The 25,331-nt window shown below is 64.4% G+C and carries 23 protein-coding genes; 7 read left to right on the top strand and 16 right to left on the bottom strand.

The window, feature by feature from the left end; translation table 11 throughout:
• Positions 1-65: 65 nt before the first annotated feature.
• On the bottom strand, positions 66-1,790 hold the full coding sequence (locus C1725_RS05030; RefSeq protein WP_346026365.1) for an FUSC family protein: 1,725 nt from the start codon (positions 1,788-1,790) through the stop codon (positions 66-68).
• Between the two features lie 253 nt (positions 1,791-2,043).
• Between C1725_RS05030 and C1725_RS05025 the strand changes: the two genes are divergently transcribed.
• Positions 2,044-2,469: a VOC family protein gene (locus C1725_RS05025; RefSeq protein ID WP_102410575.1), complete on the top strand. Its 426-nt coding sequence runs from the start codon at positions 2,044-2,046 to the stop codon at positions 2,467-2,469.
• 70 nt (positions 2,470-2,539) lie between these two features.
• Here the strand turns inward: C1725_RS05025 and C1725_RS05020 are convergent, their stop codons facing one another.
• Genes C1725_RS05020 through C1725_RS05010 form a run of 3 tightly spaced genes read right to left on the bottom strand, consistent with a single transcriptional unit; the run spans position 2,540 to position 4,429 of the window.
• Complete coding sequence (locus C1725_RS05020; protein ID WP_102410574.1) at positions 2,540-3,193, bottom strand: ABC-2 transporter permease; 654 nt, start codon at positions 3,191-3,193, stop codon at positions 2,540-2,542.
• Positions 3,190-4,053 (bottom strand): ATP-binding cassette domain-containing protein, encoded by an 864-nt coding sequence (locus C1725_RS05015; protein ID WP_102410573.1) that lies wholly within the window; start codon positions 4,051-4,053, stop codon positions 3,190-3,192. The genes C1725_RS05020 and C1725_RS05015 overlap by 4 nt, the downstream gene beginning before the upstream one ends.
• Before the next feature lies 1 nt (position 4,054).
• Positions 4,055-4,429 (bottom strand): GntR family transcriptional regulator, encoded by a 375-nt coding sequence (locus tag C1725_RS05010; protein ID WP_102410572.1) that lies wholly within the window; start codon positions 4,427-4,429, stop codon positions 4,055-4,057.
• A 186-nt stretch (positions 4,430-4,615) separates the two neighbouring features.
• Here C1725_RS05010 and C1725_RS05005 point away from each other — a divergent pair, with 186 nt between their 5' ends.
• From C1725_RS05005 to C1725_RS19200, 3 genes are all read left to right on the top strand, one after another.
• Positions 4,616-5,086 (top strand): hypothetical protein, encoded by a 471-nt coding sequence (locus tag C1725_RS05005; protein WP_102413245.1) that lies wholly within the window; start codon positions 4,616-4,618, stop codon positions 5,084-5,086.
• Between the two features lie 210 nt (positions 5,087-5,296).
• Complete coding sequence (locus tag C1725_RS05000; RefSeq protein ID WP_102410571.1) at positions 5,297-6,676, top strand: transglutaminase domain-containing protein; 1,380 nt, start codon at positions 5,297-5,299, stop codon at positions 6,674-6,676.
• Between the two features lie 144 nt (positions 6,677-6,820).
• Positions 6,821-9,151: an ABC transporter substrate-binding protein gene (locus C1725_RS19200; RefSeq protein WP_346026364.1), complete on the top strand. Its 2,331-nt coding sequence runs from the start codon at positions 6,821-6,823 to the stop codon at positions 9,149-9,151.
• A 133-nt stretch (positions 9,152-9,284) separates the two neighbouring features.
• On the opposite strand, the gene jag is transcribed toward C1725_RS19200, so the two are convergent.
• The 5 genes from jag to rpmH all read right to left on the bottom strand — a co-directional run bounded on the left by jag (position 9,285) and on the right by rpmH (position 12,339).
• Complete coding sequence (gene jag, locus C1725_RS04990; RefSeq protein ID WP_102410570.1) at positions 9,285-10,364, bottom strand: RNA-binding cell elongation regulator Jag/EloR; 1,080 nt, start codon at positions 10,362-10,364, stop codon at positions 9,285-9,287.
• Positions 10,361-11,365 carry a YidC/Oxa1 family membrane protein insertase gene (locus C1725_RS04985; protein ID WP_346026363.1) on the bottom strand — a complete coding sequence of 335 codons (1,005 nt, stop codon included), beginning with the start codon at positions 11,363-11,365 and terminating at the stop codon, positions 10,361-10,363. Before C1725_RS04985 ends, jag begins: the two co-directional genes overlap by 4 nt.
• 87 nt (positions 11,366-11,452) lie before the next feature.
• A complete protein-coding gene (gene yidD / locus C1725_RS04980; RefSeq protein WP_102410568.1) occupies positions 11,453-11,662 on the bottom strand; it encodes a membrane protein insertion efficiency factor YidD in 210 nt (69 codons plus the stop codon).
• Positions 11,659-11,997, bottom strand: coding sequence for a ribonuclease P protein component (gene rnpA, locus C1725_RS04975; RefSeq protein ID WP_346026362.1), 339 nt, complete (start codon positions 11,995-11,997; stop codon positions 11,659-11,661). Before rnpA ends, yidD begins: the two co-directional genes overlap by 4 nt.
• 207 nt (positions 11,998-12,204) lie before the next feature.
• On the bottom strand, positions 12,205-12,339 hold the full coding sequence (rpmH, locus tag C1725_RS04970) for a 50S ribosomal protein L34 (RefSeq protein ID WP_102410566.1): 135 nt from the start codon (positions 12,337-12,339) through the stop codon (positions 12,205-12,207).
• A 278-nt stretch (positions 12,340-12,617) separates the two neighbouring features.
• Here rpmH and C1725_RS04965 point away from each other — a divergent pair, with 278 nt between their 5' ends.
• A complete protein-coding gene (locus C1725_RS04965) occupies positions 12,618-14,174 on the top strand; it encodes a glycosyltransferase family protein (protein WP_102410565.1) in 1,557 nt (518 codons plus the stop codon).
• Between the two features lie 94 nt (positions 14,175-14,268).
• Here C1725_RS04965 and C1725_RS04960 read toward each other — a convergent pair whose 3' ends face one another.
• The 4 genes from C1725_RS04960 to C1725_RS04945 all read right to left on the bottom strand — a co-directional run bounded on the left by C1725_RS04960 (position 14,269) and on the right by C1725_RS04945 (position 20,505).
• Positions 14,269-17,850: a DNA polymerase III subunit alpha gene (locus tag C1725_RS04960; protein WP_346026361.1), complete on the bottom strand. Its 3,582-nt coding sequence runs from the start codon at positions 17,848-17,850 to the stop codon at positions 14,269-14,271.
• Positions 17,851-17,952: 102 nt separating this feature from the next.
• Positions 17,953-19,284 carry an aspartate--tRNA(Asn) ligase gene (aspS, locus tag C1725_RS04955; protein WP_102410563.1) on the bottom strand — a complete coding sequence of 444 codons (1,332 nt, stop codon included), beginning with the start codon at positions 19,282-19,284 and terminating at the stop codon, positions 17,953-17,955.
• A gap of 345 nt (positions 19,285-19,629) precedes the next feature.
• Positions 19,630-19,986: a hypothetical protein gene (locus C1725_RS04950; protein ID WP_102410562.1), complete on the bottom strand. Its 357-nt coding sequence runs from the start codon at positions 19,984-19,986 to the stop codon at positions 19,630-19,632.
• Positions 19,987-20,088: 102 nt separating this feature from the next.
• Positions 20,089-20,505 carry a hypothetical protein gene (locus C1725_RS04945; RefSeq protein WP_102410561.1) on the bottom strand — a complete coding sequence of 139 codons (417 nt, stop codon included), beginning with the start codon at positions 20,503-20,505 and terminating at the stop codon, positions 20,089-20,091.
• Between the two features lie 140 nt (positions 20,506-20,645).
• On the opposite strand from C1725_RS04945, the gene C1725_RS04940 reads away from it, so the two are divergent.
• Positions 20,646-20,999, top strand: a complete 354-nt coding sequence (locus C1725_RS04940; RefSeq protein WP_346026360.1) for a helix-turn-helix domain-containing protein — start codon at positions 20,646-20,648, stop codon at positions 20,997-20,999.
• Between the two features lie 162 nt (positions 21,000-21,161).
• Here C1725_RS04940 and C1725_RS04935 read toward each other — a convergent pair whose 3' ends face one another.
• Both C1725_RS04935 and C1725_RS04930 read right to left on the bottom strand, forming a co-directional pair.
• Positions 21,162-21,815 carry a DapH/DapD/GlmU-related protein gene (locus C1725_RS04935; protein ID WP_102410559.1) on the bottom strand — a complete coding sequence of 218 codons (654 nt, stop codon included), beginning with the start codon at positions 21,813-21,815 and terminating at the stop codon, positions 21,162-21,164.
• A 94-nt stretch (positions 21,816-21,909) separates the two neighbouring features.
• On the bottom strand, positions 21,910-22,431 hold the full coding sequence (locus C1725_RS04930) for a hypothetical protein (protein WP_102410558.1): 522 nt from the start codon (positions 22,429-22,431) through the stop codon (positions 21,910-21,912).
• Between the two features lie 70 nt (positions 22,432-22,501).
• Here C1725_RS04930 and C1725_RS04925 point away from each other — a divergent pair, with 70 nt between their 5' ends.
• On the top strand, positions 22,502-23,248 hold the full coding sequence (locus tag C1725_RS04925; RefSeq protein WP_146009159.1) for a hypothetical protein: 747 nt from the start codon (positions 22,502-22,504) through the stop codon (positions 23,246-23,248).
• Between the two features lie 87 nt (positions 23,249-23,335).
• Here C1725_RS04925 and C1725_RS04920 read toward each other — a convergent pair whose 3' ends face one another.
• On the bottom strand, positions 23,336-25,240 hold the full coding sequence (locus tag C1725_RS04920; protein ID WP_346026359.1) for a flavocytochrome c: 1,905 nt from the start codon (positions 25,238-25,240) through the stop codon (positions 23,336-23,338).
• Positions 25,241-25,331: the final 91 nt, after the last annotated feature.

Genomic DNA, 25,331 nt, shown 5'->3' with positions numbered 1-25,331 from the left:
ACACCCCGAAGGCATGCGTCAGGCCTCCGGGGTGTTTTTCGTCCGTTCGCTTGGGGCGGCTGGGTTCAGCAGCTCTGAAGCAGGGCAGGTTCGGACCGATGCGCCGCGCGCACCGCCTCCCTGCAGCGCGCGAGCAGCTCCCCCACGCCCTCCCAGCGCAGCGCTTCGGCGTTCTGGCGCAGCTTTTCCTCCTGCAGATGCGCCAAAATGACCAGCCCATAGTAGAGCTGCGGGTCGGAATCCCGCTGCTTTAAGACCTTTTTGAGGAACTCGCTCGTCGCGACATACCCGCGAAGAAGCCGGCGTGTCGCCGCCTCGCGCCTGTACGGGAAGACCACGAGGTTAAAGAGCAGCGCCACCGCGATCCCCGCCAGGACGTAGCCCAGCCGGACGAGCGAAACCCAGCCCACCGGGCCCCAGCCAAAAGCGCCCACGAACACAGCGCCGCCCAACGCGCCCACGGTCGAGCAGGTAAAAGTGGCCGAATAGTCCGTAAAGTAGAACGAGAGGTAGCCGGAGGCCATCATCACCAGCGTTCGCCCCAGGGCCGAAGGCACCAGCGAGAAGACCGCCACGCTGAGCGCTCCGCCGGCGAGTGTGGCGAGCAGCCGCTTTTTCGCTTTGGCCCCCACGTCGTCCGCGTAGGGAAGGGACACGGACGCGACCGTAAAGAGCAGCCACTTTCCATGCGGAAGCGAAAGCTGCTGCACCAGCAGCGTGCAAAGCGCGAGCAGGCAGGAGACGCGCAGCGCGTACGCCACGCGCACCGGGCTGACGTGCAGCGCCGCCTTGAGGCGGACTGACAGGGAAAGCGGCGTCCCGGCATAGCGCCTGCGCCGCTCCGGCTGCGTCATGGCCAGCAGCTTTTCCCGTGCGTAGTCGAGACAGCGGCAAAGCCGCTCCGCCTCGGTGTTCCCCGGCGCGCCGAACGCCTCGCGGCGGACGGCGGGGATGTCCGCCGCCTCCCGCAGGAGGTAGGCCCGAAAGCGCGAAAGGGTGTCCGAGACGCCGGACAGAAGCTCCCTCCGTTCCGGCGTCGGCGGCCCCTGTAATTCGCAGAGCAGCAGGACGACGTTTTCAAGCCCCCGTCCGGCGTCGATCATCGCAAAATCGGCGTCGGAGATGCACAATGCCCGCTTGCGGCGGTCGTAGACGATCCGGCTGAGCCTGCACAGGCTGGCGCGCAGCCCCTCCGGGTCCCTGGGGACGTCCGCGCCGCTATGCAGCGCGTCGACGCAGGCCTGCGCCCGGTCGATCATGGAGACGAGCACGTCCTGCGCGGTCTCCGCCACGCGATGCCTTCCGTTGACCCACTGATAGAGGATGATGCTCACGGCCCCCACGAACACGCCCAGAAGGCGCTTGGGGAGCTGCACGGGCGCGACGGGCGAGATGAACACCAGAAAAAGATAGGATAGGATGTAGGGAAAGTACAGGTGGCTCACGTATTCGTAGGTAAAGGCATAGAGGATCAGGAAGAGAACGGCGAAGTTTAGCGGCAGCGCGAGCAGCGGCGGCGCGCTTGCGACAAAGCAGGCGGCCGCGGCCATCAAAAAGAGAACCGCCGTCTGGATGCACAGATGCCGCAGCGGCGTGGCGGTCAGGTCGCGCACCATCGAGGCGGACATCATGATCGTGAAGATGACGCCGACGATCGAGTTTTCCGCGCCGAAAACCTTCTGAAAGAGATTGACGAATACGAGGATGAAGATAAAGTTACACGTCGCATGCAGGAAATTCTTCTGAATGCTGCTTTTCATGCGGCCTATGATTTGCCGTGCCTTTTCCAAACGAAAACGCCCCTTTCTTTCCCTTCATTATAGCATGCGCAATCTGAAAATCAACAACGGTCTGTTTTACGGAATTTTGCAAAGGTTCCCCGACGCGATTTGACAGCACTTCTTCAAATCCTGCAAAGAAGGCGCGGCGTCGCTCCAGGGGCGCGTGGACGGCTTGACAAAGCCCGCATTTTCCATTAAAGTAGTGAAAAGCCGAACAGATAGCGAACACCGGCCAAAAGAGTGACGGGGAGGTCATTTCGCCATGGAGGACGAGCTCAAGATCAAGATGTACGCCTTTATGCTGGACTGCAGGGAACCACAGGAACTGGCAAAGTTCTACGCGGCGCTGCTTGGATGGGACATTCCGTTCTGCGACGGGGACTGGGCGTGCGTCGGCGCCCCGGGCGCGCAGCAGGGCGCGTACCCCGGCATCCTGTTTCAGCGAAACGACGCGTATCAGCCGCCCGTGTGGCCGGACGAAGCAGGCGCGCAACAGCAGATGGCGCACCTGGATCTCGCGGTCAACGACCTGGAAAAGGCCGTCGAGCACGCGCTCCGCTGCGGCGCGAGCGTCGCGCAGACGCAGTTTACCGACGACTGGCGGGTCATGCTCGACCCCGCCGGGCATCCCTTCTGCCTGTGCCCGATGAAAGCCGTCATCGAAAGCGAGCACTTCGCGCTGCTGTAACATTCATCCCATACGCAAAGAGACGGCCCGCATCCCGCGGGCCGTCTCTTTGCTGAAAGCTTTCGCGCGCTCAGTACTCCTTTCTTTCCAAAAGACGCGCGGACAAAAGGAAAGAGCCGCCGAACGCGAGCGCGGCGAGCACCGCGAAGAGCGCGATCAGCGCGTAAAAGCGCAGGTCGCTCATGTGGTCGGGCTCGCTGAGCGCATTGGCGAGAAGGCTGTAGGCGGCGATCAGACCGACCGCCGCCGCAAGCGAGATTAGGAGCGCCGCGTCGCTGCGCTCCGCGCCCAATGCGTAGTGCAGCGGAAAAAAGCACGCGCCCATGAGCAGGCAGCCGCAGAAACCGAACGCCGTCATGGACCAGAAGTCCCGCAGCCCCGGATAAAAGTACAGGTTGCCGTGCAGCAGCACCGTCGCCCCGGTAAATGCGACCGCGAGCGCCGTACCGCAAAGCGCGGACGCAAGGAAGCCCGCATAGTGCGAAAAGGCGATCTGCCGCCGACGGACGGGCAGCGTCAGCAGATAGCGGGCCCACTTGCCCTCCCGGCGCAGCGGGGCCACGTACGCGCTGGAAAGCGCCGTCGCCGAAAGGAGCAGCAACGCGCCCAGCAGCGTTTCGTTCCCGCTGACGCAAAGGCCTGCGCCCAGCGCGAGAAGCAGCGCCGCGATGATCTTTCCGTTTCCAAGGCACGCGTAAAAGTCGTTTTTCAAAAGACCGTTCATCGTTTTTCCCCCCTCGTGAGCAGCAGCAGAATTTCGTCGATGTCCGCCGCGTCCGCGACGACGCCCGGATACCTGCGCACGGCGGCCTCGCGATCGCGGACGAGCACGTCCGTCTGGTAGTCCCGTCTCCGGCTGGCGAGCACGTCTCCCGGGTCGAGCGCCGCGAACTGCTCCGCTCCGCAGCGAAGCACCCCATAGCGGTAGAGCAGCTCGTCCTTGCGCTCCGTGAGCAGCACCCGCCCGCCGTGAATGAACACGACGTAGTCCGCGATGCGCTCAAGGTCGCTGGTGATGTGCGAGGACATCAGGATGGCGTGCGTCTCGTCCTGCACGAAATCGAGCAGCGTATCCAGCATCTCGTCGCGCAGGATGGGATCGAGCCCGCCGGTCGCCTCGTCCAGAATCAGCAGCTCCGGGTGGTGCGACAGCGCCGCCGCGATCGAGAGCTTCATCGCCATGCCCCGGGAGTACGCGCCGATCCTGCGCTTCGGGGGAAGGCCCAGCGCCTGAAGCTGCGCGCGGTACAGGGCGTCGTCCCAGCGCGCATACGTGCCGCGCAGGATCTCGCCCAGCGTCTGCGCCGTGAGGTAGCCGGGCAGGGTGTCCCCGTCGTACACGACGCCGATGCGTTCGCGCAGCGCGGTGTCCGCGTCCGTCATCTCCTGCCCGAAGAGGCGCACCGTGCCGCCATCCCTTCGCAGCGTGCCGAGGATGCAGCCGATCGTCGTCGTCTTCCCCGCGCCGTTCGCCCCCACAAAACCCACGATCGCGCCGTAGGGCACCGAAAAGGACACGCCGTCCAGCAAAAAGCCGTCCCGGTAATGCTTGCGCACGCCCTCAAGTTCGAGTATGGAATCCATCTTAGTCCTCCTCATTGTAAAAAATGGTGAGCAGCTCGCAGAGCTTTTCAGGCTCAATGCCGCTCTCGCGCCCGATTTGGGCCGCCGCACGCAGGTGTTCCTCCGCCTGCCGCTGGCGCTCTTCCTGGTAGAAGTCCAGATTTTGTCTGGCGATGAAGCTGCCGCGCCCCACCGTCGTCTCGATAAAGCCGTCCCGCTGCAAGTCCTCGTACGCCCGCTGCACGGTGATGACGCTGATGTGCAGCGACTTAGCCAGCGCGCGCATGGAGGGAATCGCATCGCCCGCGCGCAGCTTGCCGCTCATGACCATCGCCTTGATCTGCGCTGCGATCTGCTCGTAGATGGGCTTTCCGCTGTTGCTGATGATGATGTCCAAAGCGCACCCGTCCCCCGCTCCATATTGTACTTATTGTACATGTACATTATAGTCATTCATTCGCGTCTGTCAACCCCTAAAGCGCGGCGGACGCCGTTTATTTTATTTGCCCTCCTCCGCGCGCGGTGCTATACTGAAAGCAACGGCGGTTCCAGAGCGGGCCGCGCGAAGGGCGGTGAATCCATGCTGGGGCACATCGGTTTTTCCTATGTGGGCCTCCTCTTCCTGCTCGCGCTGATCGTACCCAACCTGCTCTGGGCCAGGCACCCGCCGAAGGGCTACAGCCCTGCGGGCGAAAACCGGGGACTCCTGTGCTTCGAGCGGGCAGGCGAGGTGTCCGTGAGCTGCATCTGCGTGTGTTTTTCGGACTTCACCCCGCGCGTTCTCTCGCCCTGGACCGCCTGGCTCGCGGCCGCCATCCTGCTCATGCTCCTCTACGAGCTCTGGTGGGTTCGCTACTTTCGCGGCGGGTGCACGCTTTCGGACTTTTACGGCGGCTTTCTTCGCATCCCCGTCGCGGGCGCCACGCTTCCCGTCGCCGCATTCCTCCTGCTCGGCATCTACGGACGGGTGATCTGGCTGCTGCTCGCCACCGTCATTCTGGGCATCGGGCACATCGGAATCCATTTGCAGCATCGCAGGGAGCTGCTTTCGTGACGGAGCGAATGCCCCCGCGCTGCCGCAGGGCGTGCGCCTGCAGGACGCCGCGCGCCGCCCCGGCTTAAAACGCGCCTTCGAAGCGGGAAGCCCGCTTCGCCCTCCGGGGCGATTTCGGCCGCCCGCGCGGTCAAAGCCTGCACGACCTCTTTTACGACGAGATCCGGAAGGTCAGCTTCCGGTGAAACACAAACGACGGGAGGCATCTGTATGGAGCAATCCGACCTGTGTTACCTGGCCGTCCCCCTGCCGGAGGACATCGCCCGCCTCAAGGCCTACGGGGACCTGGAGCGCATGCGCCGCGTGATCGACATGCGGCTGTCGAAGGAGATCCCCGAGGCGCTGCGCAAGCGCCTGCTGCTCGAAAAGGAGGCCGTGCGCCTGCTGCCCGAGTGCTACCCCTACACGCAGCACCAGGCGGAGCTGCTGATGGATGCGACCTTCAGCGGCTTTCGGCCGGAGGAGCTCGACCGCCTGCGCGACGAGGACGCGGCGGACTGGGCTTACCTTAACGGCGAGCTGCGCTACAAGGACGACTTCGTCGACAACCTCATCAAGACGCGCCCGGAGCTCGCCGGCCGCGTGAAGGACGCGAAGTTTCAGCGCTCGCATCGGCGCGGCGTACAGCTTCTCGACGACACACTCTCCCGCATGAAGGCGCGCGGCGAGCTCCATTACCGCATCCATCTGCGCACCAGCCTGCACATCCTGCCCGCGTTCGAGCGTCCAGGCGAGCGCGTTCGCGTGCACATGCCCCTGCCCGTCGCCTATGCGCAGGTGAAAAACCTGCGTCTGCTCGCCCTCTCGCCCGATCCCGCCTACGTCGCGCCGGAGGACTACCCGCAGCGGACGGCCTGCTTTGAGGGCATCTACCCGGCGGGCCAGGTCTTCAGCGCCGAATACGTCTTTGAAAACCACGTGCGCTACGTGCGTCCCGACCCCGTCGCCGCGCTCTCGGCTCAGCCGACCTTTTACACCGAGGAACAGCCCCCGCACGTGCGTTTCACCCCCTACATCCGCGCGCTCACGCAGGAGGTCGTCGGCGGCGCGCAGAGCCCCATCGTCAAGGCGCGGCGCATCTACGACTTCATCACCATGAAGGTGATGTACTCCTTCATGCGTCCCTACATCACCATGGAAAACATTCCAGAGTTCGCCGCCTCCCGCCTCAAGGGGGATTGCGGCGTGCAGGCGCTGCTCTTCATCACGATGTGCCGGTGCGCCGGGGTGCCCGCACGCTGGCAGGCCGGGCTGTACGCGACGCCCCTCAGCGTGGGCAACCATGACTGGGCGCAGTTCTACGCCGCGCCCTACGGCTGGCTGTTTGCGGACTGCTCGTTCGGCGGCACCGCCTACCGCGCGGGCGACATGGAGCGCTGGAACTTCTACTTCGGCAACCTCGATCCCTTCCGCGTGCCGCTCAATTCGGACTTTCAGCATGCCTTTTATCCCCCGCGCACGCACCTTCGCGCCGACCCCTACGACAGCCAGAGCGGCGAGGTCGAATATGCGTGCGGCGGGCTCACCCATTCGCAGTTCGAGGCGAGGCGCGAAATGATCTCCATTCAGGAGGTGCCGCCGCAATCCTAAGCCGCCTAACCAATCGGGCCTGAAGACAAATCAGGCGGCCCGCCGTACATTTTAACCTGTATCTAATGACAGCAGCCTGCAAAGCGCGTATCATGTACCCATCCGGATGCAAGAGCATCCAGACGAGTTGGAAGGATGGAGAACATGACGAAAAAACTGCTTTGCATGCTGCTTTCTCTTATGCTGGCGCTCGGCACGGTGCCGGCGCTCGCCACCGGCATCGTGATCGGCGGCGGCGCGCCCGCGGCCGAGGAAACGTCCGCACCGCAGGCGGCGGTACCGCAGGCGGCGGAACCGCAAGCGTCGGAACCGCAGGCGGCGGAACCGCAAGCGTCGGAACCGCAGGCGGCCGGCGCCCCGCTCGCCGTAGAACCCGCCGAAAACGGCGACGTGCTGCTGCCGGGCGCCGCTTCGCCCGTCGCCGCGGGCGGCACGCTCTACTTCACCCTGGACGGGTTCGTCTATTCCTACGCCCCGGGCGAGGCGCAGGCGCAGCCCCTCTTCAAGCTGTCGTCGGAATCGACCCAGCTGCTCGGCGGTGACGAGCTGTGGGGCCTCGACATGCTGACCGGCGCCGCGGGCCCCCTCGCGGACGGCGCGATCGACCAGAAGGTGCAGCTCGACTGGAGCGCGATGGTCGCGGGCGGCCAGCTGCAGTACCTGGTCTACGGCGTGTGCAATACCGCGGACGCCGTCTACATGATCGCCTACAACCAGTCCAACCCCGTCAGCACGGATTCGCAGCTTCTGCGCTTCGACCTGACGACGGGCGAAATGACGATCAACAAGCTGATGTACGCGCTGGAGATCGCGCCCTATAAGGACGGCAAAATCCTGCTGATGTGGCAGGACATTCAGCGCGTCTCCGACAGCGGCGGAACGGACCTGGGCATCGTCATCGACGAGGTGGACGCGGAGGGAGCCCTCGGCGACACCGTCGCCGCTAACCTCGGCCAGCAGATGGGCGGCATCGCTTACGACGCCGTGAGCGATACCGTCTACCTCTCCGGCGCGGGCGAGGTGAAGCGCGTGGAGGCGGACGGCTCGCTTCAGACCGTTTCCTACGCGCCCGTGACCTCGAGCATGACGCGCCCTGCCGCCGTCGTAAACGGCCTGTACGCCGTCTCCTCCGAGGAAGGCGTGCTGCTGCGCGCGCCCGGCGAGACGCAGGACGGCCAGAAGCTGACCCTCCTCGGCGGCACGATGGACGATACCGCGCGCGCCTTCATGCAGGAGACGGGCGTGGCGCTCTCCTTCGACAGCTCCACAATGCTGACCGGCAGCGAGGCCGTGCGCAACGACATGCTCTCCGGCGCGTCGAACGTGGACATCTACGTGCTCAACGTGCTGCTGGGCGTGGACACGCTGATGAACAAGGGGTATCTCGCCCCCATCGAATCCGAAGCGCTGACGGCGGACGTGCAGAACATGTATCCGCAGATCGCCGAAGCGCTCATGCTGGACGGCAAGCTCTACGCCTACCCCCAGCAGTTCCAGCTCGTCTCCTGGGCGGTGAACGAGGACGCCTGGAAGGAAGTCGGCTGGGACGAAGAGGTGCCGGTGACGTTCAGCCAGCTGTTCTCTCAGCTCGACCTGTGGAACAGCGAATACGCCGAGAAGTTCCCGGATTACAACTACATGCAGCTCTACCTGGGCGGCGTGCAGCTGCTGTCCAACGCGCTGACGCAGTACGCCCTCATGTACGCCAAGGAGGGTGAGCCGCTCAAGTTCGACAGCCAGGAATTCATCGACATCCTCGATCAGATCGAGAGCATGGACATCGACATGAACTACACGGAGGAAATCACGCCTGAGCTCATGGAGGAGATCACCGCCGTGCTGATGCGCGAATCCCTGATCGAATCGCTGACGACCGACGTGCTGACCGTCTCGGACGACGCGGAACCGCTCAAGCGCCCGATCGCGCCGATGGTCTTCACCGAAGGGGAGACCCCGGCCATTCAGGCGAGCCTGGTGGTCTACGTGCTCAACCCGAACAGCCCGAATCTCGACCTCGCCGCGCAGTTCCTGGAGTACGCCGCCGCACACCCCTCCGACCGCATGCGCGTGTCCCTCTACCCGGGCAATGACGAACCCGCCCGCCCGAAGGACTACGAGAAGACCGTCGCGGAGATACAGAAGGAAATCGACGCGCTGACCGCGCAGCTTGAGACCGCAGAGGACGCGGACAAGGCCGACCTGACGGCGAAGATCGACCAGAACAAGGCGCAGCTCGACGCGCTCGACAAGACCTACTGGGCCGTAAGCCCGGACGGCATCCGCTACTACCGCGAGTTTGCGCCCTACATGACGCTGGGCCTGAACGCGTCCTTCATGTTCAACATGGAAAACCAGGCCGCGACCCAGGAGCTGAACACCCTGCTCGTGCGCTACATGGACGGCCAGCTTTCCGCCGACCAGCTCGTCAAGGAGCTGGATAAGAAGCTCGAAATGATGTACCTGGAGACGAACTGATCGAACTGTCTACATTGAACAGACGAAGCCGCGCTGCCGCTTATGCGGCGGCGCGGCGCTGTCATTTATAACGAAGAAAAGCTGCGCGCGGACACAACCCGCGCGCAGCTTTTCGATGGATTCAGAAAACTTCTTACTTGCTCTCTTCCGGGCGCTCTTCCTTGCCCTTGAGCGTGATGACGACGTGACGGTTGGGTTCCTCGCCCTCGCTGTGCGTCGTGACGTTCGGGTGGTTTTGCAGCGAGGCGTGCAGCACGCGCCGCTCGTAGGGGTTCATCGGCTCCAGGACGACCTTGCGGCCCGTCTTCACGGCGCGCTGCGCCATGCGCGCCGCCAGCCGGCGCAGGGATTCCTCGCGTTTGGCGCGGTAGTTCTCGGTGTCCAGCGTGACGCGGATGTAGCCCTCGCGGCCCTTGTTCACCTGCAGGCTCGCCAGATACTGCAGCGCGTCCAGCGTCTCGCCCCGCCTGCCGATCAAAATGCCCAGCGTGTCGCCCACCATGCGCACGTACAGGCTGCCGTCCTCGTTCTTGTCCACGTATACGCTGACGGGCACGCCCATCAGGTTCGTCACGTCCATCAGGAACTTCTGCGCGCGGCCCTCCGGCGTCTGCGGGTCGTGCATCACCGGCGGTTCGCTGGGCAGCTCGGCCTCCTTGCGCATGACCGGCTCGGGACGCTGCGCGGCCCCCTCCGGCCGGGGTGCGCGCGGGCCGCGTCCGCGCTGTCCGCGCGGCCTGTCCGCGCTGCGCGGCCGCTCTGCGGATTCGCTCCTTGCGGCGGGTTCCGCCTTCGCCGCAGACTCCGCCTTCGCGGCGGGTTCCGCCTTCGGCGCGGGCTCCGCCCTCGGTGCGGGTTCCGCCTTCGCCGCGGGTTCCGCCTTCGCGACGGACTCCGCCCTCGGTGCGGGTTCTGCCCTCGGTGCGGGCTCCGCCTTCGGCGCGGGCTCCGGACGAGCCGGACGCTGACGGCGCTGCTGCTGCGGGTTGAGCGTGAGGGAACTCAGGATGTCGGACATGCCGTCGTCCTCGTCCTCCTCGCGCTTCACCGTCAGGCGGACGCGGGCAGGCTTGGATCCGAACAGACCGAACAGGCCCTTGGCTCCCTCGTCGAGCACTTCCACTTTGACGTCCGACAGCGTACAGCCGAGCTGTTTTAAGCCCTCGCTGATCGCCTCCTCGGTGGTTTTGGCCGAGAACTCACGCGTGGTCATTTGATGCCGACCTCCTCAGCAATGGCGGCCTTGCGGTCCTGCCATTCAAAATACTTGGCAAAGGCAATCTGCTGAACCATGGCAAAGACGTTGGAGAACACCCAGTACAGCGCGAACGCGGCGCTGGACGTGGTACAGAAGATCAGCGACATGATCGCGAACATCCAGGTCATCATGTTCATGTTCGGCTGCCCCTGGGCCGCGGGCTGCGCGTTTTGCTGGCCGGTGATCTTCGTCATGCCGATCTGGGAGACGATGGCCAGCGCGGGCAGGATGAACAGGCCGTTGAAATCCTTGAACACCGTCAGGCGGAAGAGGATGAAGTTCAGGTTAGCCAGCGACGGCGAGAGGGCCGCGACGTGCGGGGCGTAATCGGCCGAGGCGATAAACGGCGCGACGACAGTTTTCATAAAAGTATCGAGCGCTTCTTTGTTGGCAAGGTTCAGCGCCTCCGGAATCACGCCCTGCGTGAACAGGCGCTGGCTGACCGCGTTCCACGTCTCCAGGGCGACGCCCTGCAGGCTGGTCATATCCGGCAGCACCGTGGCGAACGGCGTGTCGGGCATCCACAGGTTCTTGATCCACAGGAAGGGCTGCGCGAGCGCGCTCACGTCCATGGCGGGATTGGCCTTAAAGGTCAGGAACTGGCGCACCAGCTCCTCGTTGGCGATGGTGCGCATCGCGTAGAACATGGCGAACAGGATCGGCATGGAGATCAGCATCGGCAGACAGCCGGAGAGCGGGTTGATCTTCTCCTTGGCGTACAGCTCCTGCATCTTCTGGTTGTACTTTTCCTGGTCGGCTCCGTACTTCTTCTTGAGGGCCTCCAGCTTGGGGTTCAGGTCGGACATGCGCTTCATGGAGCGGCGGCTCTTGAGGTCAAGGGGCGTCAGGCACAGCTTTACCAGCAGCGTAAAGACGATGATCGACCATCCGTAGTCGGGGATGATCTTGTAAATCACCTGAATGATCGACAGCAGCAGACCGTTGAATACGTTCATGCGGGGGTAATCCTCCCTTAGTTCAATCTGTTCATCAAAAGTCCCGGGGCGCGGGAGCATCCCGCGCGCTCCGAGGGGAAAGCATTTTCAGGGGACGGGATCGTACCCGCCCGGATGGAAGGGGTGGCACTTGAGCAGCCTGCGCACCGCCAGGTACGTCCCCTTGAGCGCGCCGTACTTTTCGATCGCCTGGCGCGCATACTCGGAACACGTCGGCACGAAGCGGCACGACGGCGGCAACCCTGGGCTGATTCTCCGCTGGTAGAACCGGATCAGCCACAGCAGGATACGTTTCATTTTGCTTCCTCGCGATACAGGCCCTGCTTTCTGAGCAGGTAACACATCGAGCGCTGCAGATGCGCGAAGTCCGCCCTGGCGGCGGCTTCGCGGGCGACAAAGACGTACTGCCCGCACTTCAGGTTGGGAATCTGCGGGGAGAATGCCTCCCGCAGCCTGCGCTTTACGCGGTTGCGCACGACGGCTTTCCCGACCTTCTTGCTGACGGAAAAGCCGACCTGCAGCTTGGAACCGCGCACGAACAGCAGCACGAGCTCACGGCAGGCATAGGACTTCCCGCGCCGGTAGACGAACTGGAACTGGCTGTTCTTTCTCAGGCTGTACATTCGTTTCATAACAGCCCTCCCAGACGCCGCAAACGAGCGGCGCATTCGATTTCGCGGCGCCGACGACGCCGTTTGCATAATAAAAAGGGCCGCGCCGCTTGCGCAGATGTCAACGCTTGCGACGGGCCGGGCAGATGCGCCGGGTGAAACCGGCGCCGCCGCCCCATGCGCGTGGAGCGCACGGGGGCGGAATGCAAAGTTACCGGGCGCGCAAAATCAGACGGTGAGCTTCGCGCGGCCACGACGACGGCGGGCAGCGAGAACGCGGCGGCCGTTCTTCGTGGACATACGGGCGCGGAAACCATGCACCTTCGCGCGCTGGCGCGTCTTGGGCTGATACGTTCTGAACATAGGATCTTCCACTCCTTCTATCATAATCAGCGAATCTATATTTGGACTCGCGCCGCCGGTACGGCGCTCGAACCCACAATAAGCTATTTAAGTATACAGGTCTTGCGGCTCCCTGTCAAGCAAATCTCGCGTTCCTGTTGCGGAAAATTGATGAAAACGCGCAGATGCGTACATTTTCATTTCACCGCTCCACCTTGGGCATCGTCGTGATTCTTGACAAGCATTCGCCCTTGCCTTATGATGAATTGCAGTCCATACAAAAGGAAGGTGAACAGCCCATGCGCAAAAGCTTTTCCGCGCACGCCGCGCAGGCGCTCTTCGCAGTGCTGGGCGTTCTCTTTTTCTTTCTGGCGGCGGCGTCCCTTGCCGCCTCGTGCCGTCTCGATACGTCGGACCCGCTTCACTACCTCTACGAATACACCGTCTATCGCTGGGACCCCGTCTGGCTGAACGTGCTGTTCATCGGCGCCGTGGCGGGGATGCTTTATGGGCTGTACCCCCGCCTTGATCGCCTGCCGCGGCGGTTTCTGACCGCGCTGCTGTTCGCTTTTACCGCGGTCTTCGGAGCCGCGTGGGTGCTTCGCGTTCGCGCGATGCCGGCGTTCGACTCTCTTTCCCTGTACAGCGCGGCGCTGGCGTTCGCGCGCGGAAACCTGAGCGCGCTTTCGGACGCAAACAGCTATTTTCGCGCATACCCCTTTCAGCTCGGATACACCGCGCTGCTCGAGGCCGCCGCCCGCCTTTTTCGGGAGGATGCCGTGCTTTGGGCGATGCAGCTCTTCAACGTCCTTTGCCTCTTGGCGGCCTACGCGGCGCTTCTGCGCCTGAGCGCGCACTTATTTGAAGATAGCTCGGTGCGCGTGCTGCTCCTCCTTCTCCTCGCGGGGCTCGTGCAGCCGGCGTTCCTGTGTACGTTCGTCTACGGCACCCTGCCAGCGCTCGCGCTCATGCTCTGGGCGCTGGAACGGCTTTGCGCCTACCTGCGGGATGGGCGGCGCGCGGCGCTATGCCTCTCGCTCGTCCTGATCGTCCCTGCCGTGCTGCTCAAGTACAACTGCCTCATCGCCGCGGTCGCGATGGCGATCACGCTCGCGCTTTCGGCCGCACCTTCGGCCGCACCTTCGGCCGCGCGTCGGCGGCGCGCCTTGGCGCTTGCCGCAACGGCCATGCTGCTCCTGCCGCTGCTCGCCCAGGGCGCCGTCGTCGCGCTCTACGAGGCGCGGGCGCAAACGGACCTGGGGGCCGGCATGCCGCAGGTTGCCTGGCTGGCGATGGGGCTCAGTCAGGGAGACGGACGGTCCGCAGGCTGGCACACCGCTTCCTGGGTGGATACGTTCTACGCCTCCGGCTGCGACGCGCAGGCCACCCGGCGCGCTTCCCTGGAGGGCATTCGCAACAGCCTCTGGCGCTTTGCCCAAAATCCCGCCCGGGCGTTCGCCTTCCTGGGCGACAAGCTGCTCAGCCAATGGACCGAGCCGACCTTTGAAAGCATCTGGGTCAGCGAAGTCCGCGCGCACGCGCGCCCCATACCGCCCTGGGTGCGCGCCGTCTACGACGGCACGCCCGGCCGGGCGCTCACCGCCTTTATGAACGCCTTTCAATCGCTGATCTACCTTTTCGGCGCCGTGGGGCTCTGGCGTCTGCGCAGGCGCGGCACGCTCCTGCACCTGCCGCTCGCGCTCACGATCTTCGGCGGCGGCCTCTACCACATGCTCTTCGAGGCTAAGTCCATGTACATCCTGCCCTACTACGTCATGCTCTTCCCCTACGCGGCGTACGGGCTCGCGGAGACGCTCCTGTGGGCCCGCAACAAGTGCGCCCGTCCGCCCGCATGAGGCCGGCGGGACGCCATAGGGTTTGCTGAAACATTCGCGGCCCGCAAAACGCTTCTGCGTTCTGCGGGCCGCTTCTTTCATTCAGTTCCCTCTTTTACTTCAGCACCACGCAGGAGGCGCCCAGCCGCGCGCGCAGCGCGCGCACGAGCCCGTGATCCGGCGAAACGTACAGCTCGCGGGGCGCGCTGAGCGTCACGCGCCGGTCCGACAGGAAGAAGAGCACCGGCAGCTCGCCCGGGTACTGCGAGAGCAGCGGCGTAAGCCCCGCGATCGTCCCCTCGCCCGGCAGCTTCAGGAACAGCTTCTTGGGCGCGGGCGGGTCCGCGCGCTCCGCGGCGTCCAGCTCGTCGTTCCTGTAGACGCGCTCCTGCTGCTGCTCGTAGGCGGGCGGCGGCACGGGCATGCCCGCAAACTCGTCCTGCGCGGTCTCGGAGAGCACCGCCCCCTGCTGGCTGTCGGGCAGCAGCGGCGTCACGCTGTCCAGCAGCAGCTTGGGCTCCTCCTCCTCGCGCACGGACAGGCGGCCGGAAAGCACCACCGCCGTGTCCGGCACCAGCTCCGCCGCCGTGCGTTCGTAGACGCGCGGGAAGACCAGCGTCTCGATCTGGCCGGTCAAATCCTCCAGCGTCGCAAACGCCATCATGCCGCCGGACTTCGTCGCCTTTTGGCGCACCTCCGCCAGCAGGCCGCCCATCTTGACCGTCATGCCGTCCCACGAGAGCCCCTTGTCCGGGCTCTCCTTCATGTCCTCCAGCAGGCCGGTGTTCATCCTGAGCAGCGAGAGCGACTTGCGGTATTCGTCCAGCGGGTGCCCGCTGATGTATACGCCCGTCACTTCCTTCTCCATGGACAGCAGCATCCGCAGCGGGTACTCCGGCACGTTCGGCAGGGGCGGCGGCGCGTCGTCCAGCATCTCCCCGAAGAGCGATACCTGCCCGGCGATGTTCTGCCGCCGCGACCGGCCCGCGCCGTCCAGCGCGCGCTCGTACACGGCCATCACCTGCGCCCGGCGCGCGCCCGTCTGGTCGAACGCGCCCGCCTTGACGAGGCTTTCCACCACGCGCTTGTTCACCTGGTCGGTGTCCACCCGGCGGCAGAAGTCGTAAATATCCCGATAGGGCCCGCCCGCCTCGCGCTCGCGCACGATGGCGTCGATCGCCTTGTCCCCGCAGCTCTTGATCGCCCCCAGGCCGAAGCGGATGCCCGGGCGCCCGTCCGCGTCCTTCGAGGCGCTGAACTTGCGCACGGACAGGTTCACGTCCGGCGGCAGGAAGGCGATGCCGTGCTTGCGGCAATACTGGGTGTACATGGCGATCTTGGAGGCGTTGCCCGCGACAGAGTTCATCAGCGCCGCGAAGAACTCCACCGGGTAGTGCACCTTGAGATAGCCCGTCTGCACGGCGACCACGCCGTAAGCGGCCGCGTGCGGCTTGTTGAACGCGTAGGACGCGAACGCCGTCATCTCGTCGAAGATCTTGATCGCGATCTCCTCGCTGACGCCGCCGCGCACGCAGCCCGGCACGACCACCCTGCCGTCCTCCACGAGGCCGTGGATGAAGTATTCGCGCTCCTGCGCCATGACGTCGTGCTTCTTCTTGGCCATCGCGCGGCGCACCAGGTCGCTGCGCCCCAGCGAATAGCCCGCCAGGTCGCGCACGATCTGCATGACCTGCTCCTGATAGACCATGCAGCCGTAGGTCACGTCCAGGATGGGGCGCAGCTTTTCGTGCAGGTACACGATCTTCGAGGGGTCCTGCTTGCACTCGATGTAGCGCGGGATCGTGTCCATCGGGCCCGGGCGGTACAGCGAAATCGCGGCGATGATGTCCTCGAAGGTCTGCGGCTTCATGTTCTGCAGGAAGTTGCGCATGCCGCCGGATTCGAGCTGAAAGACGCCGTCCGTGTCGCCGTTTGAGATCATCTCGTACACCGCCGGGTCGTCCAGCGGGATGTCCTCCGGCCTCAGGTCTACGCCGCGCGCGCGCAGCATGTCCAGCGCGTCCCTGATGACCGTCAGCGTGCGCAGGCCCAGAAAGTCCATCTTGAGCAGGCCCAGCTTTTCGATGGTACCCATGGGGAACTGGGTCGTCACCACGTCGTCGTTCATCTGCAGGGGCACGTACTCCGTCACCGGCTGCCGGGTGATGAGCACGCCCGCCGCGTGCGTGGAGGCGTGGCGCGGCATGCCTTCCAGCGTCAGCGAGGTATCGACCAGCGCCTTCACGCGCGGCTCGTCCTCGTAGCGCCGCCGAAACTCCGGGTTCGCCTTCATCGCCTTGTCCAGCGTCATGTTCAGCTCCATGGGGATGAGCTTGGCGACCGCGTCCACCTCGGCGTAGGGATAGCCCATCGCGCGGCCCACGTCGCGCACGACCGCGCGCGCGGCCATGGTGCCGAACGTGATGATCTGGGAGACGTGATCCTGGCCGTAGCGGCGGGCGACGTAGTCGATGACCTCCTGCCTGCGCTCGTAGCAGAAGTCCACGTCGATGTCCGGCATGGAGATGCGCTCCGGGTTGAGGAAGCGCTCGAACAGCAGGTTGTAGCGCAGCGGGTCCAGCGTCGTGATGTCCAGCGTGTAGGCGACGATGGAGCCTGCGGCGCTGCCGCGGCCCGGGCCGACCATGATGCCGTTTTGCTTGGCGTAGTGGATGAAGTCCCAGACGATCAGGAAGTAATCGACGTAGCCCATGGACTCGATGACCGAAAGCTCGTATTCGAGCCGCTCGCGCGCGTCCTGCCTGTCGGGCGCGTATCGCTCCGCGAGCCCCTGCTCGCAAAGCTCGCGCAGCATGGAAAGCGCCGTCTTCCCCTCCGGCACGGGGTAGCTGGGCAGGTGAATGGTCTTAAAGTCGAACGTCACCTCGCAGCGCGCGGCGATCTCCACCGTGCGCGCGAGCGCCTGCGGCCACTGGGGGAAGACGCTGGCCATCTCCTCCGGCGACTTGACGTACAGCTCCTCCGTGTCGATGCGCATGCGGTTCTCGTCGTCCAGCGTCTTGCCGGTCTGGATGCACATGAGCACCTCCTGCGCGCGGGCGTCCTCGCGGCGCAGGTAGTGGCAGTCGTTGGTCGCGACGAGCGGGATGCCCGTGCGCTCCGACACCTGCACCAGCAGGGGCAGCACCTGGCGTTCCTCCGCGATGCCGTGATCCATGATCTCGATGAAGTAATTCCCCCTGCCGAACAGCTCCTGCATCTTGAGCGCATGGCGGCAGGCGTCGTCCATGCGCCCGTCCAGCAGCAGCTTGGGCAGGTCGCCCGACAGGCAGGCGGAGAGGGCGATGAGCCCCTCCGTATGCCCGCGCAGCAGCTTCATGTCGATACGCGGCTTGTAATAAAAGCCCCGCGTCCACCCCTCGCTCACCAGCTTCACGAGGTTTTTATAGCCCGTCTGGTTCTCGCACAGCAGGATGAGGTGGCTGTACTCGCGCGCGGCGGAGTGCTTTTCGTCCATGTCCTCGCAGGTGTAGACCTCGCAGCCGATGACCGGGTGAATGCCGCGCTTCTTCGCCTCTGCGTAAAAGTCCACCACGCCGTACATCACGCCGTGGTCCGTCACGGCGCAGTGCTCCATCCCCAGCTCCTTGACGCGGTCGAGCAGGGGGCCGATGCGGTTGGCTCCGTCCAGCAGGCTGTATTCGGTGTGCAGGTGAAGATGGGCAAATGGCGGCAAAGCGATTCCTCCTGTCGGCATGATCGTATTGAATGTATTATAGCACACCCGCGCGCGCGGCGGCAGCCCAAAAGGAAAAAGGCCGGGGTTGCGCATCCTCCCCTACGGCGTCACCCGCCCCGCGTCCCTCGGGAAGAGCGCGGCGCGGCGCACGTTTTCAAGCCCCAGCAGCCGGGCCGTCAACCGCTCCAGCCCCAGGCCCAGCCCGCCGTGCGGCGGCAGGCCGCAGCGGTGCGCCGCGAGGTAGTCCGCAAACTGCGAGGCGTCCATGCCCCGGCGCTCCAGCTTTTCCACCTGCTGGGCGTAGTCGTGAATGCGCTGCCCGCCGGTCGTGATTTCCATGCCGCGAAACAGCAGGTCAAAGCTCAGCGTCTCCGCCGGGTTTTCGGGGTCGTCCATCGCGTAAAACGGCCGCTTGGCGCTCGGGTAGCGCGTCACGAACACGAATTCGCTGCCCGTTTCCCGCTGCACGAGCTCGCACAGCGTCCGCTCCTCCTCCGGCTCCAGGTCCATGGGATCGCGCACGCCCCTGCCAAGGGCCCGGGCGACCCAGGCCTTGGCCTCCCCAAAGCGGACGGCGGGAATGCCCTCGATCTGGGGGATGCTGGCGCCCAGCAGCGAAATCTCTGGCCCGCAGGCCTCCGCGACGCTTTGCAGCGTGCCGGAAAGCATCGCGGTCTCCAGGCGCATCAGTTCCTCGAAGCCCTCGATGTAGCCCATCTCCAGGTCCACGCTGGTGTATTCGTTCAGGTGGCGCGAGGTGTCGTGCTTCTCCGCGCGGAAGACGGGCCCGATCTCGTACACCCGCCCGAAGACGCCGACCAGCATCTGCTTGTAAAGCTGCGGGCTCTGGGCCAGGCAGGCCGCGCGGCCGAAGTAGTCCAGATGAAAGATGTTCGCGCCGCCCTCCGCGCCGGAGGCCACGATCTTGGGCGTGTGTACCTCCGTGAAGCGCTCGCGCGAAAGAAACGCGCGCAGGCCCTCGCAGAGCCCCGCCTGCACGAGAAAGATCGCGCGCTCCCGCTCGTTGCGCAGGGTGGCCGCGCGCGCGTCCAGCAGATGATCGAGGGACGTGTCCACCCGCTTCTGGTTGATGACGACGGGCGGCGGCGCCGCGGGGGTGCAGAGCACCTCGATCTCCCGAATTTTCAGCTCGTAGCCCGCGCGGCTGCGCGGTTCGGCGGCGACGTCCGCCGTCACGGCCACGCAGCTTTCCTCCGCGAGCGCCTCCAGCGGGAAGGCGCAGTCCTCCTTGCAGTACACGCACTGCACCATGCTTCGCCCCGTTCGCAGCAACACGAACGCGAAACCGCTCATGCGCCGCAGCTTATAGACGCTGCCGCAGATCCTGACCTGCCGCCCGATGTGCTCCCCCAATGCCTCCGCCTCTACAAAGTTCCGGTTCAGGGCCGCGGGAATCGTTCTGATTTCCATGGTTTACATTCCTCCTGTCGTCGGTCGTCCGCGTGCTTTCGTTCGCAGCGCCGGCGTCCGCGAGGGCATCATCCCTATGCCCCATCCCATCACCCCCTCTCCCTCCTTGCGGGATGGATATAGAAAAAGGGCCGCACGGGCAACTTCCTGTCCATGCGGTCCTTCTGTAAATCTCTACCGGCTCCCGCACAGGCGCAAACGTCAAGCGCCTGCACCCGCGCGAAGCGGCTGCAAGCGCTATCGATCGTCGTCCCTGTTCAGGCAAACCGTCTGATAAAAGCGCTCCATCCTCGCCGCCCCCGTCCTGTATATTGGGGATCAGTCTAGCACAGTTTTTTGCCCGCGTCAAGCGCCAAGCCGTTCTTTTCGCAGAAATTCCCGGTCGCCGGGGCCCGTGCGCGTAAAGTCGAAGCCGCTGAAGGCCGGCGATTTGCCGTAGCCCGCGTCGATGCTTTTCACGCTCTGCGCAAAGGCCTGCCTTTGGCGGGCGAAGGCCGGGCATGCGCGCCAGACGGCGTTGACGAGGTCCTCCCGCGACGTGATCCACGCCCGCAGCCCCTCCCGGCCCTCATCGTACAGGAGATGATAGACGGCCGGCGCGCACGCCTCCAGGCGCCAGAAAACGCAGGGGGACGAAGGGCCCGCGTTCGGGCAGGCCAAGTCCAGCGCCTCGTCCTCCATAGATCGCAGCAGCGGCCGCATGACAGCGAAGAACCAATTTCCGCCCCCTTCGACGAACCAGACGCCCCGATCCGCCTGCCGGTAGCGGGCGCGTCCCCCGTCCGGCGTGCGCTCGGGCGGCGTCTATTCCCCGAAGTAGCCCGATTCGTCCTTCGCGCCCAGCAGGGCGCAGGCCATCGCCTCGCGTTCCAGCCTCGCGCGCTCCCGCCCGGACGCCGTGCGCTGCCGGTAGCGGCACAGCTCGTATTCCGCCGCGAAGGCGGAATGGATCGTGACAAACCAGAGCGCTCCTTCTTCCCTCCCCATGGCCAGCACCTCGCCCGAAAAGACCTCCCGCGCCCGCTGCGGGGAGGCAGCGTACAGGCGGCACCGATTCTCCGCGTCCACGCCGCTGAGCCGCGGGAAGAGATCGATGCGGTAGACGCCGGACACCGCCGTCTCGCGGACGGCCGGGGCGCCGCAGCGCTCCTCGTCCAGGGGGAAGGGCAGGGACGGCAGGGTCCTGAGCGCCCGCTCGATTCCTTCCTTATCCGTCGGCATCGAATCACCCTCCCATATTATCATCAATAGCAGTATAAACTATCTTTAGTTGATTTTCAATCTATAGCATAAAATTACGCTATAGTTTGTATCGTTTTTTCTATGCAATAGATATTCTATAGTGAAAGGAGGGAATGCTCATGGCAAGGGACGATAATCTGCCCATCGGGAAACGTATTCGCAGGCGCAGAGACGAGCTTGGGTTGTCTCGAGAAAAAGTGGCAGAAATGGCTGATATCTCTCCTCAATTCCTTGCCGAAGTAGAAAAAGGCAACAAGAGCATGACAATCCCTCCACTGGGCAGGCTGGCTTCCGCGCTCAATGTATCCACCGATTTTATCGTCTACGGCGTGAACAACAGCCGCGAGGCGAGCCCCATAGACAAACTGATTCAGGGGCTTTCCCAGTATCAAATCACCTGCGCGCACGAAATCCTCCGCCAGTACGCGGCGGCGATTCATGCCGGCGCGCCGTCGGACGACGGGGACGAATGAGCCCCGCCCCATCAAACGCCACGCAAAAGACCTCCCGCCGCAGCGTCTCGCTGAAGCGTGAGGTCTTTTTGTATTCGCCTTTTGAACGCGGCTTTGCCTGTTTCGGGCCGTCTCCCCGGCGAAAGCGTCCGCCTGTTGGGCGCGCCGCCCCGCGGCCCGCCCTTACGCCTCGCCGTCCTCCGGCCCGATCCGGTTGTCCGCCAGAATTTCCGGCAGATAGCGCATGCTGTCCTTTTCGGTGATTTCCCGAATGACCTTGCAGGGCACGCCCGCCGCAAAGCTGTTTGGCGGAATGTCCCGCGTGACGACGCTGCCCGCCCCGATCACGCAGCCATCCCCGATCGTGACCCCCGGACAGACCGTCACGTTCGCGCCGAACCAGCAGTCGCTGCCGATGTGCACGGGCTTCGCGTAGCAAAGGCGCTTGCGCTCGCCCTCCGCCGTGTACATTTCGCGTCGTTCGTCCGCGCGCATCGGGTGCACGGGCGTCACGATCGTCACATTCGGGCCGAAGTTGCAGTCATCCCCGATCGTGACCGGCGCGTCGTCCTGAATCGTCAGGTTGAAGTTCCCGAAAAAGTGCCTTCCCAACGTCGTGTGCTTCCCGTAATGGATGTAGATCGGCCCCTGCAAAAAGACGCCGTCGGCCACGTCCGCGAAAATGTCGCGGACGAGCTGCCGCCGCTTTTCCGTCTCGTCCTCAAAGGTTTGGTTGTACTCCGTGCACAGGTTGTGCGTCCTCAGCTTGATCGCCTTCAGCATCGGGTCGCCGGGCGAAAACAGCACCCCCGACAGAATCTTTTCCTCTTCGTTCATGTGTTTCATCCTCCCCATATCGGCAATGTCCAAAGCATGTTACCCCCATTATACGACATAAACGGGGTTTTGGCTGTAACAATCTCGCGCATTTCTACGATAGCCAGGTGAACGTGGACATGATCTGCCGGCACAGCGAGCGAAATTCCGCGCCCCCGGCGTCCGCGCTGAAGTCGAACGTGAGCTGCATGCCGTCCGCCCACGTCGTGTAGGTGATCCAGGGATACCCGTCCGCCCCCTGATAGCGGCAGGTCAGGAACGTCACGCCGCCCGCGCGGCTCGTCCCGGTCTGCTCGTAGCCCGCCTCCTGCCATTCCTTTACCAGCGCCGCGAGCTCCTCCTCCGTCCTGTCCGAAAGGCTCTCTCCCGTCGCCTCCTGCCGGGCGGAGATGCAGAGAAAGGCGGTCCCGTCCTCCGTGCCCGCCCAGCCCAGGAGCTGCCCGCCCGCCTCCGGCTCCTCCGCCTGAAAGCGCCATGCCTGCGGCACGCGCAAGGAAAAGCCCTGATCCGGGAAGGCCAGCCGCTGCGATTCCCCGCGCGAAAGCCGGTCCCCGAGCGCATAGACGCAAAGGCAGCAGAGCAGCCCCGCCAGATAGATCGCCGCGCGCTTCTTCATACCGATCTCCCCCCGCTCAAGCGTTTTCGTCCATCATAGCGCGCGCGGCGGGCAAAAAGATGGCCGGGATGTGAACGCGCGGCGAAAAAAGCCGGGCGCGCCTATTCGTTCATCTGCGCGCAGGCCATCCAATTTCATCCAATTTCCTAGTTTTAACACACTGTTTATGTTACAATCATTTTTAAAAGTGGGAAATGAGGGGTTCAATATGCGTGCAGGAAAAATTGCGGCGGCTCTTATTGTATGGTCGGTTGTCTTACTGGCGTCTGTCTGGTTTCAAAATGAGATGAGCGAAGCGATCACTCCGTTTTTGATGTTCATTCCTGTCCATTTGCTTCGCATCGCCTCGCTGCTCATGGGGATAAGCTGCCTGATCTTTGGCATAAAGCGCTGGAAAAAATGGAAGTACCGCTCCCTCTGGCCTCTGGCGACGTGGCTCGCCGTCGTCATCTTATGTACCTGCGCGCCGCTGAGCATGCTCAAGGTACGTGTAGAGCACGCCCTATACGCGTCTGCCCGCCTGCAAGCCGTTCAGGCCATCGAACAAGGAGACCTGGAACCGAATAAACTGGGCAGCGTTTCGCTCGCGGATTATGGCCGGCACCTCTCCGTGGACGGCACGGCGAACGTCCGCAGCGGCGAATCGGGCAACCTTATCGTAACGTTTTGGGTGTTTCGTGGGCCGGTTGTTATTCCTTATACTGCGGTCATCTACACCTCCAAGGGCGTTCCCCTCACGAACGCCGACCTGTTTCCCGAAGAGATATTGGAACAATACGCGCTCGATCCGAACTGGTATTTCGTAACCGCCAAATAAGAAGCTCCCGCTTATAAAAAGACACCCCCCGTCTCAAGAGGGAGGTGTCTCTGGCGCGTTAGCGAGTTTCAGGCACAGTGTCGCGCCTTACTTGCCCGCCGCCGCGTTCGTGCCCGCGATCTGGCCGAACACGCAGAAATCGACGATGGCGTTGCCGCCCAGGCGGTTGCCGCCGTGGATGTTGCCGGTGATCTCGCCCGCGCAGTAGAGGCCCGGAATCGGGGCGCCCTCGCCGCTCAGCGCGTGGGCCTCGCCGTCGATGCGCACGCCGCCCATCGTGTGGTGCACGGCAGGCTTGCGCGGGTAGGCGAAGAAGGGGCCGGTCGCGATCTTCGTGCCGTAGGAGACGCGGCCAAAGGGATCGGCCACGCCGGCCTCCACGTAGCCGTTGTAGTCCGCGACGGTCTTTTCCAGCGCGTCCGCGGGCACGCCGAGCTTCTCGGCCAGCTCCGCGACGGTGTCCGCCATCACGTAGCCCGCCATGTTGTGCTCCAGGTAGTAGCTCAGCGTCAGGCCGCCCAGCGCCTTGCTCTCAAGGCTCGCGCTGTCGCCGCTGAAGACGATGTACATCATCCCGTCCGTCTGGTCGATGATGGCCTTGGCCATCTCGTCGCGGCGGCCGTCCTCGCGCACGAAGCGCGTGCCTTCCTTGTTGACGAAGATACCCAGCGTGCTGCCGCTCATGATGTCGTAGGTCGCGCCCGTCTGCGGGTTGCAGTAGGGCAGAAGCTGAATCTGCTCCATGTTGACGAGCTGCGCGCCCGCCGCCTCGGCCATGAAGATGCCGTCGCCGGTGACCGCCGGCATGTTGCTGGTCGGCACCTTCGCGCTCAGGTCGGGCCACTTCTCGCCCTCGCAGTACTTCTGGCGCAGCTCCACGTTGCCCGCGAAGCCGCCGGTCGCGAGGATGACGCCCTTCGTCGCGTGCAGGGTGACGGCGTTGCCGTCCTTGCCCTCCGCGACGACGCCGACGACCTTGCCGTCCTCCACGATGAGGCTCTTGCCGGTCGTCTCCATCATCTGCGTGTAGCCCTCGCGGCTGGAAAGCGTCTGCGTAAAGGCGTCGATGTAGCCCACGCCGTTGGGCTTCACGGCCGCGTGCGTGCGCGGGTACAGCGAGCCCGCGCCGTGGGTGATCGTGTCGGTGAACTCCATGCCCATGCCTTCCAGCCACTTGAGGCTGGAGAGCGAATTGTCCGCCAGCTCCTGCACCATGCTCAGCTCGGCGACCTTGTCGCCGCCGTTCCAGGTCTGCAGCGCGAACCAGTTCGGGCTGTCGTAAATGGTCTTATCGGTCTGCCGGAAGGCCTCGTACTCCGCGCGCACCGCGTCCATCAGCGCCTTGTGCGCGTCGCTCACGGGTTCCTCCGCGATGGCCGCTTCCACCAGCGAGCCCAAGTCGCCGGAGACGTTGGTGGCATAGTCCTGCTTGGTCGGGTCGGGCGCGTTGTAGATGCCGCCCGCGACGATCGAGTTGCCGCCCAGGAAGCCGGACTTCTCGATCAGGATGACCGACGCGCCCGCGTCCGTCGCCGCGACCGCCGCCGCCAGGCCCGCGCCGCCTCCGCCCACGATGACGACGTCCGCCGTGGCCTCGACGTCGCCCGCCGGGGTCTTCTCAGGCGCGGCCTTCAGCGCGTCCACGTCCGCGCCCGCCTCCGCCAGGCACTTTTCCACCGCGGAGAGAATCGCGCGGCTGGAAATCGTGACGCCCGTGACCGCGTCCACCGCGAGGGACTGCGCGCCCACGACGCGCTCCGGAATGTCCTTCACCGCCTGGTCGCCGACGCCCGGCGTCTCCACGTGATCCGTCACCTCGACGGATTCAATCCTGTCCGCGCTGACGGTCACCTCCACCGTCAGCGGCCCGTGCATCGCGTTTACCGTCTGCGTGTACGTGCCCGGCGTCATGCCCTCGGCCGACGCGGCCGCACCAAGGCCCAGCAGCATCGCGAGCACCAGCAGCACGGACAGCGCTTTCCTTCCCAACATGTGTTTCTCCTCCTTTAATACAATCCGGGCGCACCGCCCGCTTCGTTTATTATACATCAATCTCTCACACAAAATCAACATATATTTGGAC

The organism is Beduinella massiliensis (genome assembly GCF_900199405.1).
Classification (GTDB): domain Bacteria; phylum Bacillota; class Clostridia; order Christensenellales; family Aristaeellaceae; genus Beduinella; species Beduinella massiliensis.
Note: the sequence above shows the minus strand (reverse complement) of the source record. Positions and strands in the feature narration are given on the sequence as shown.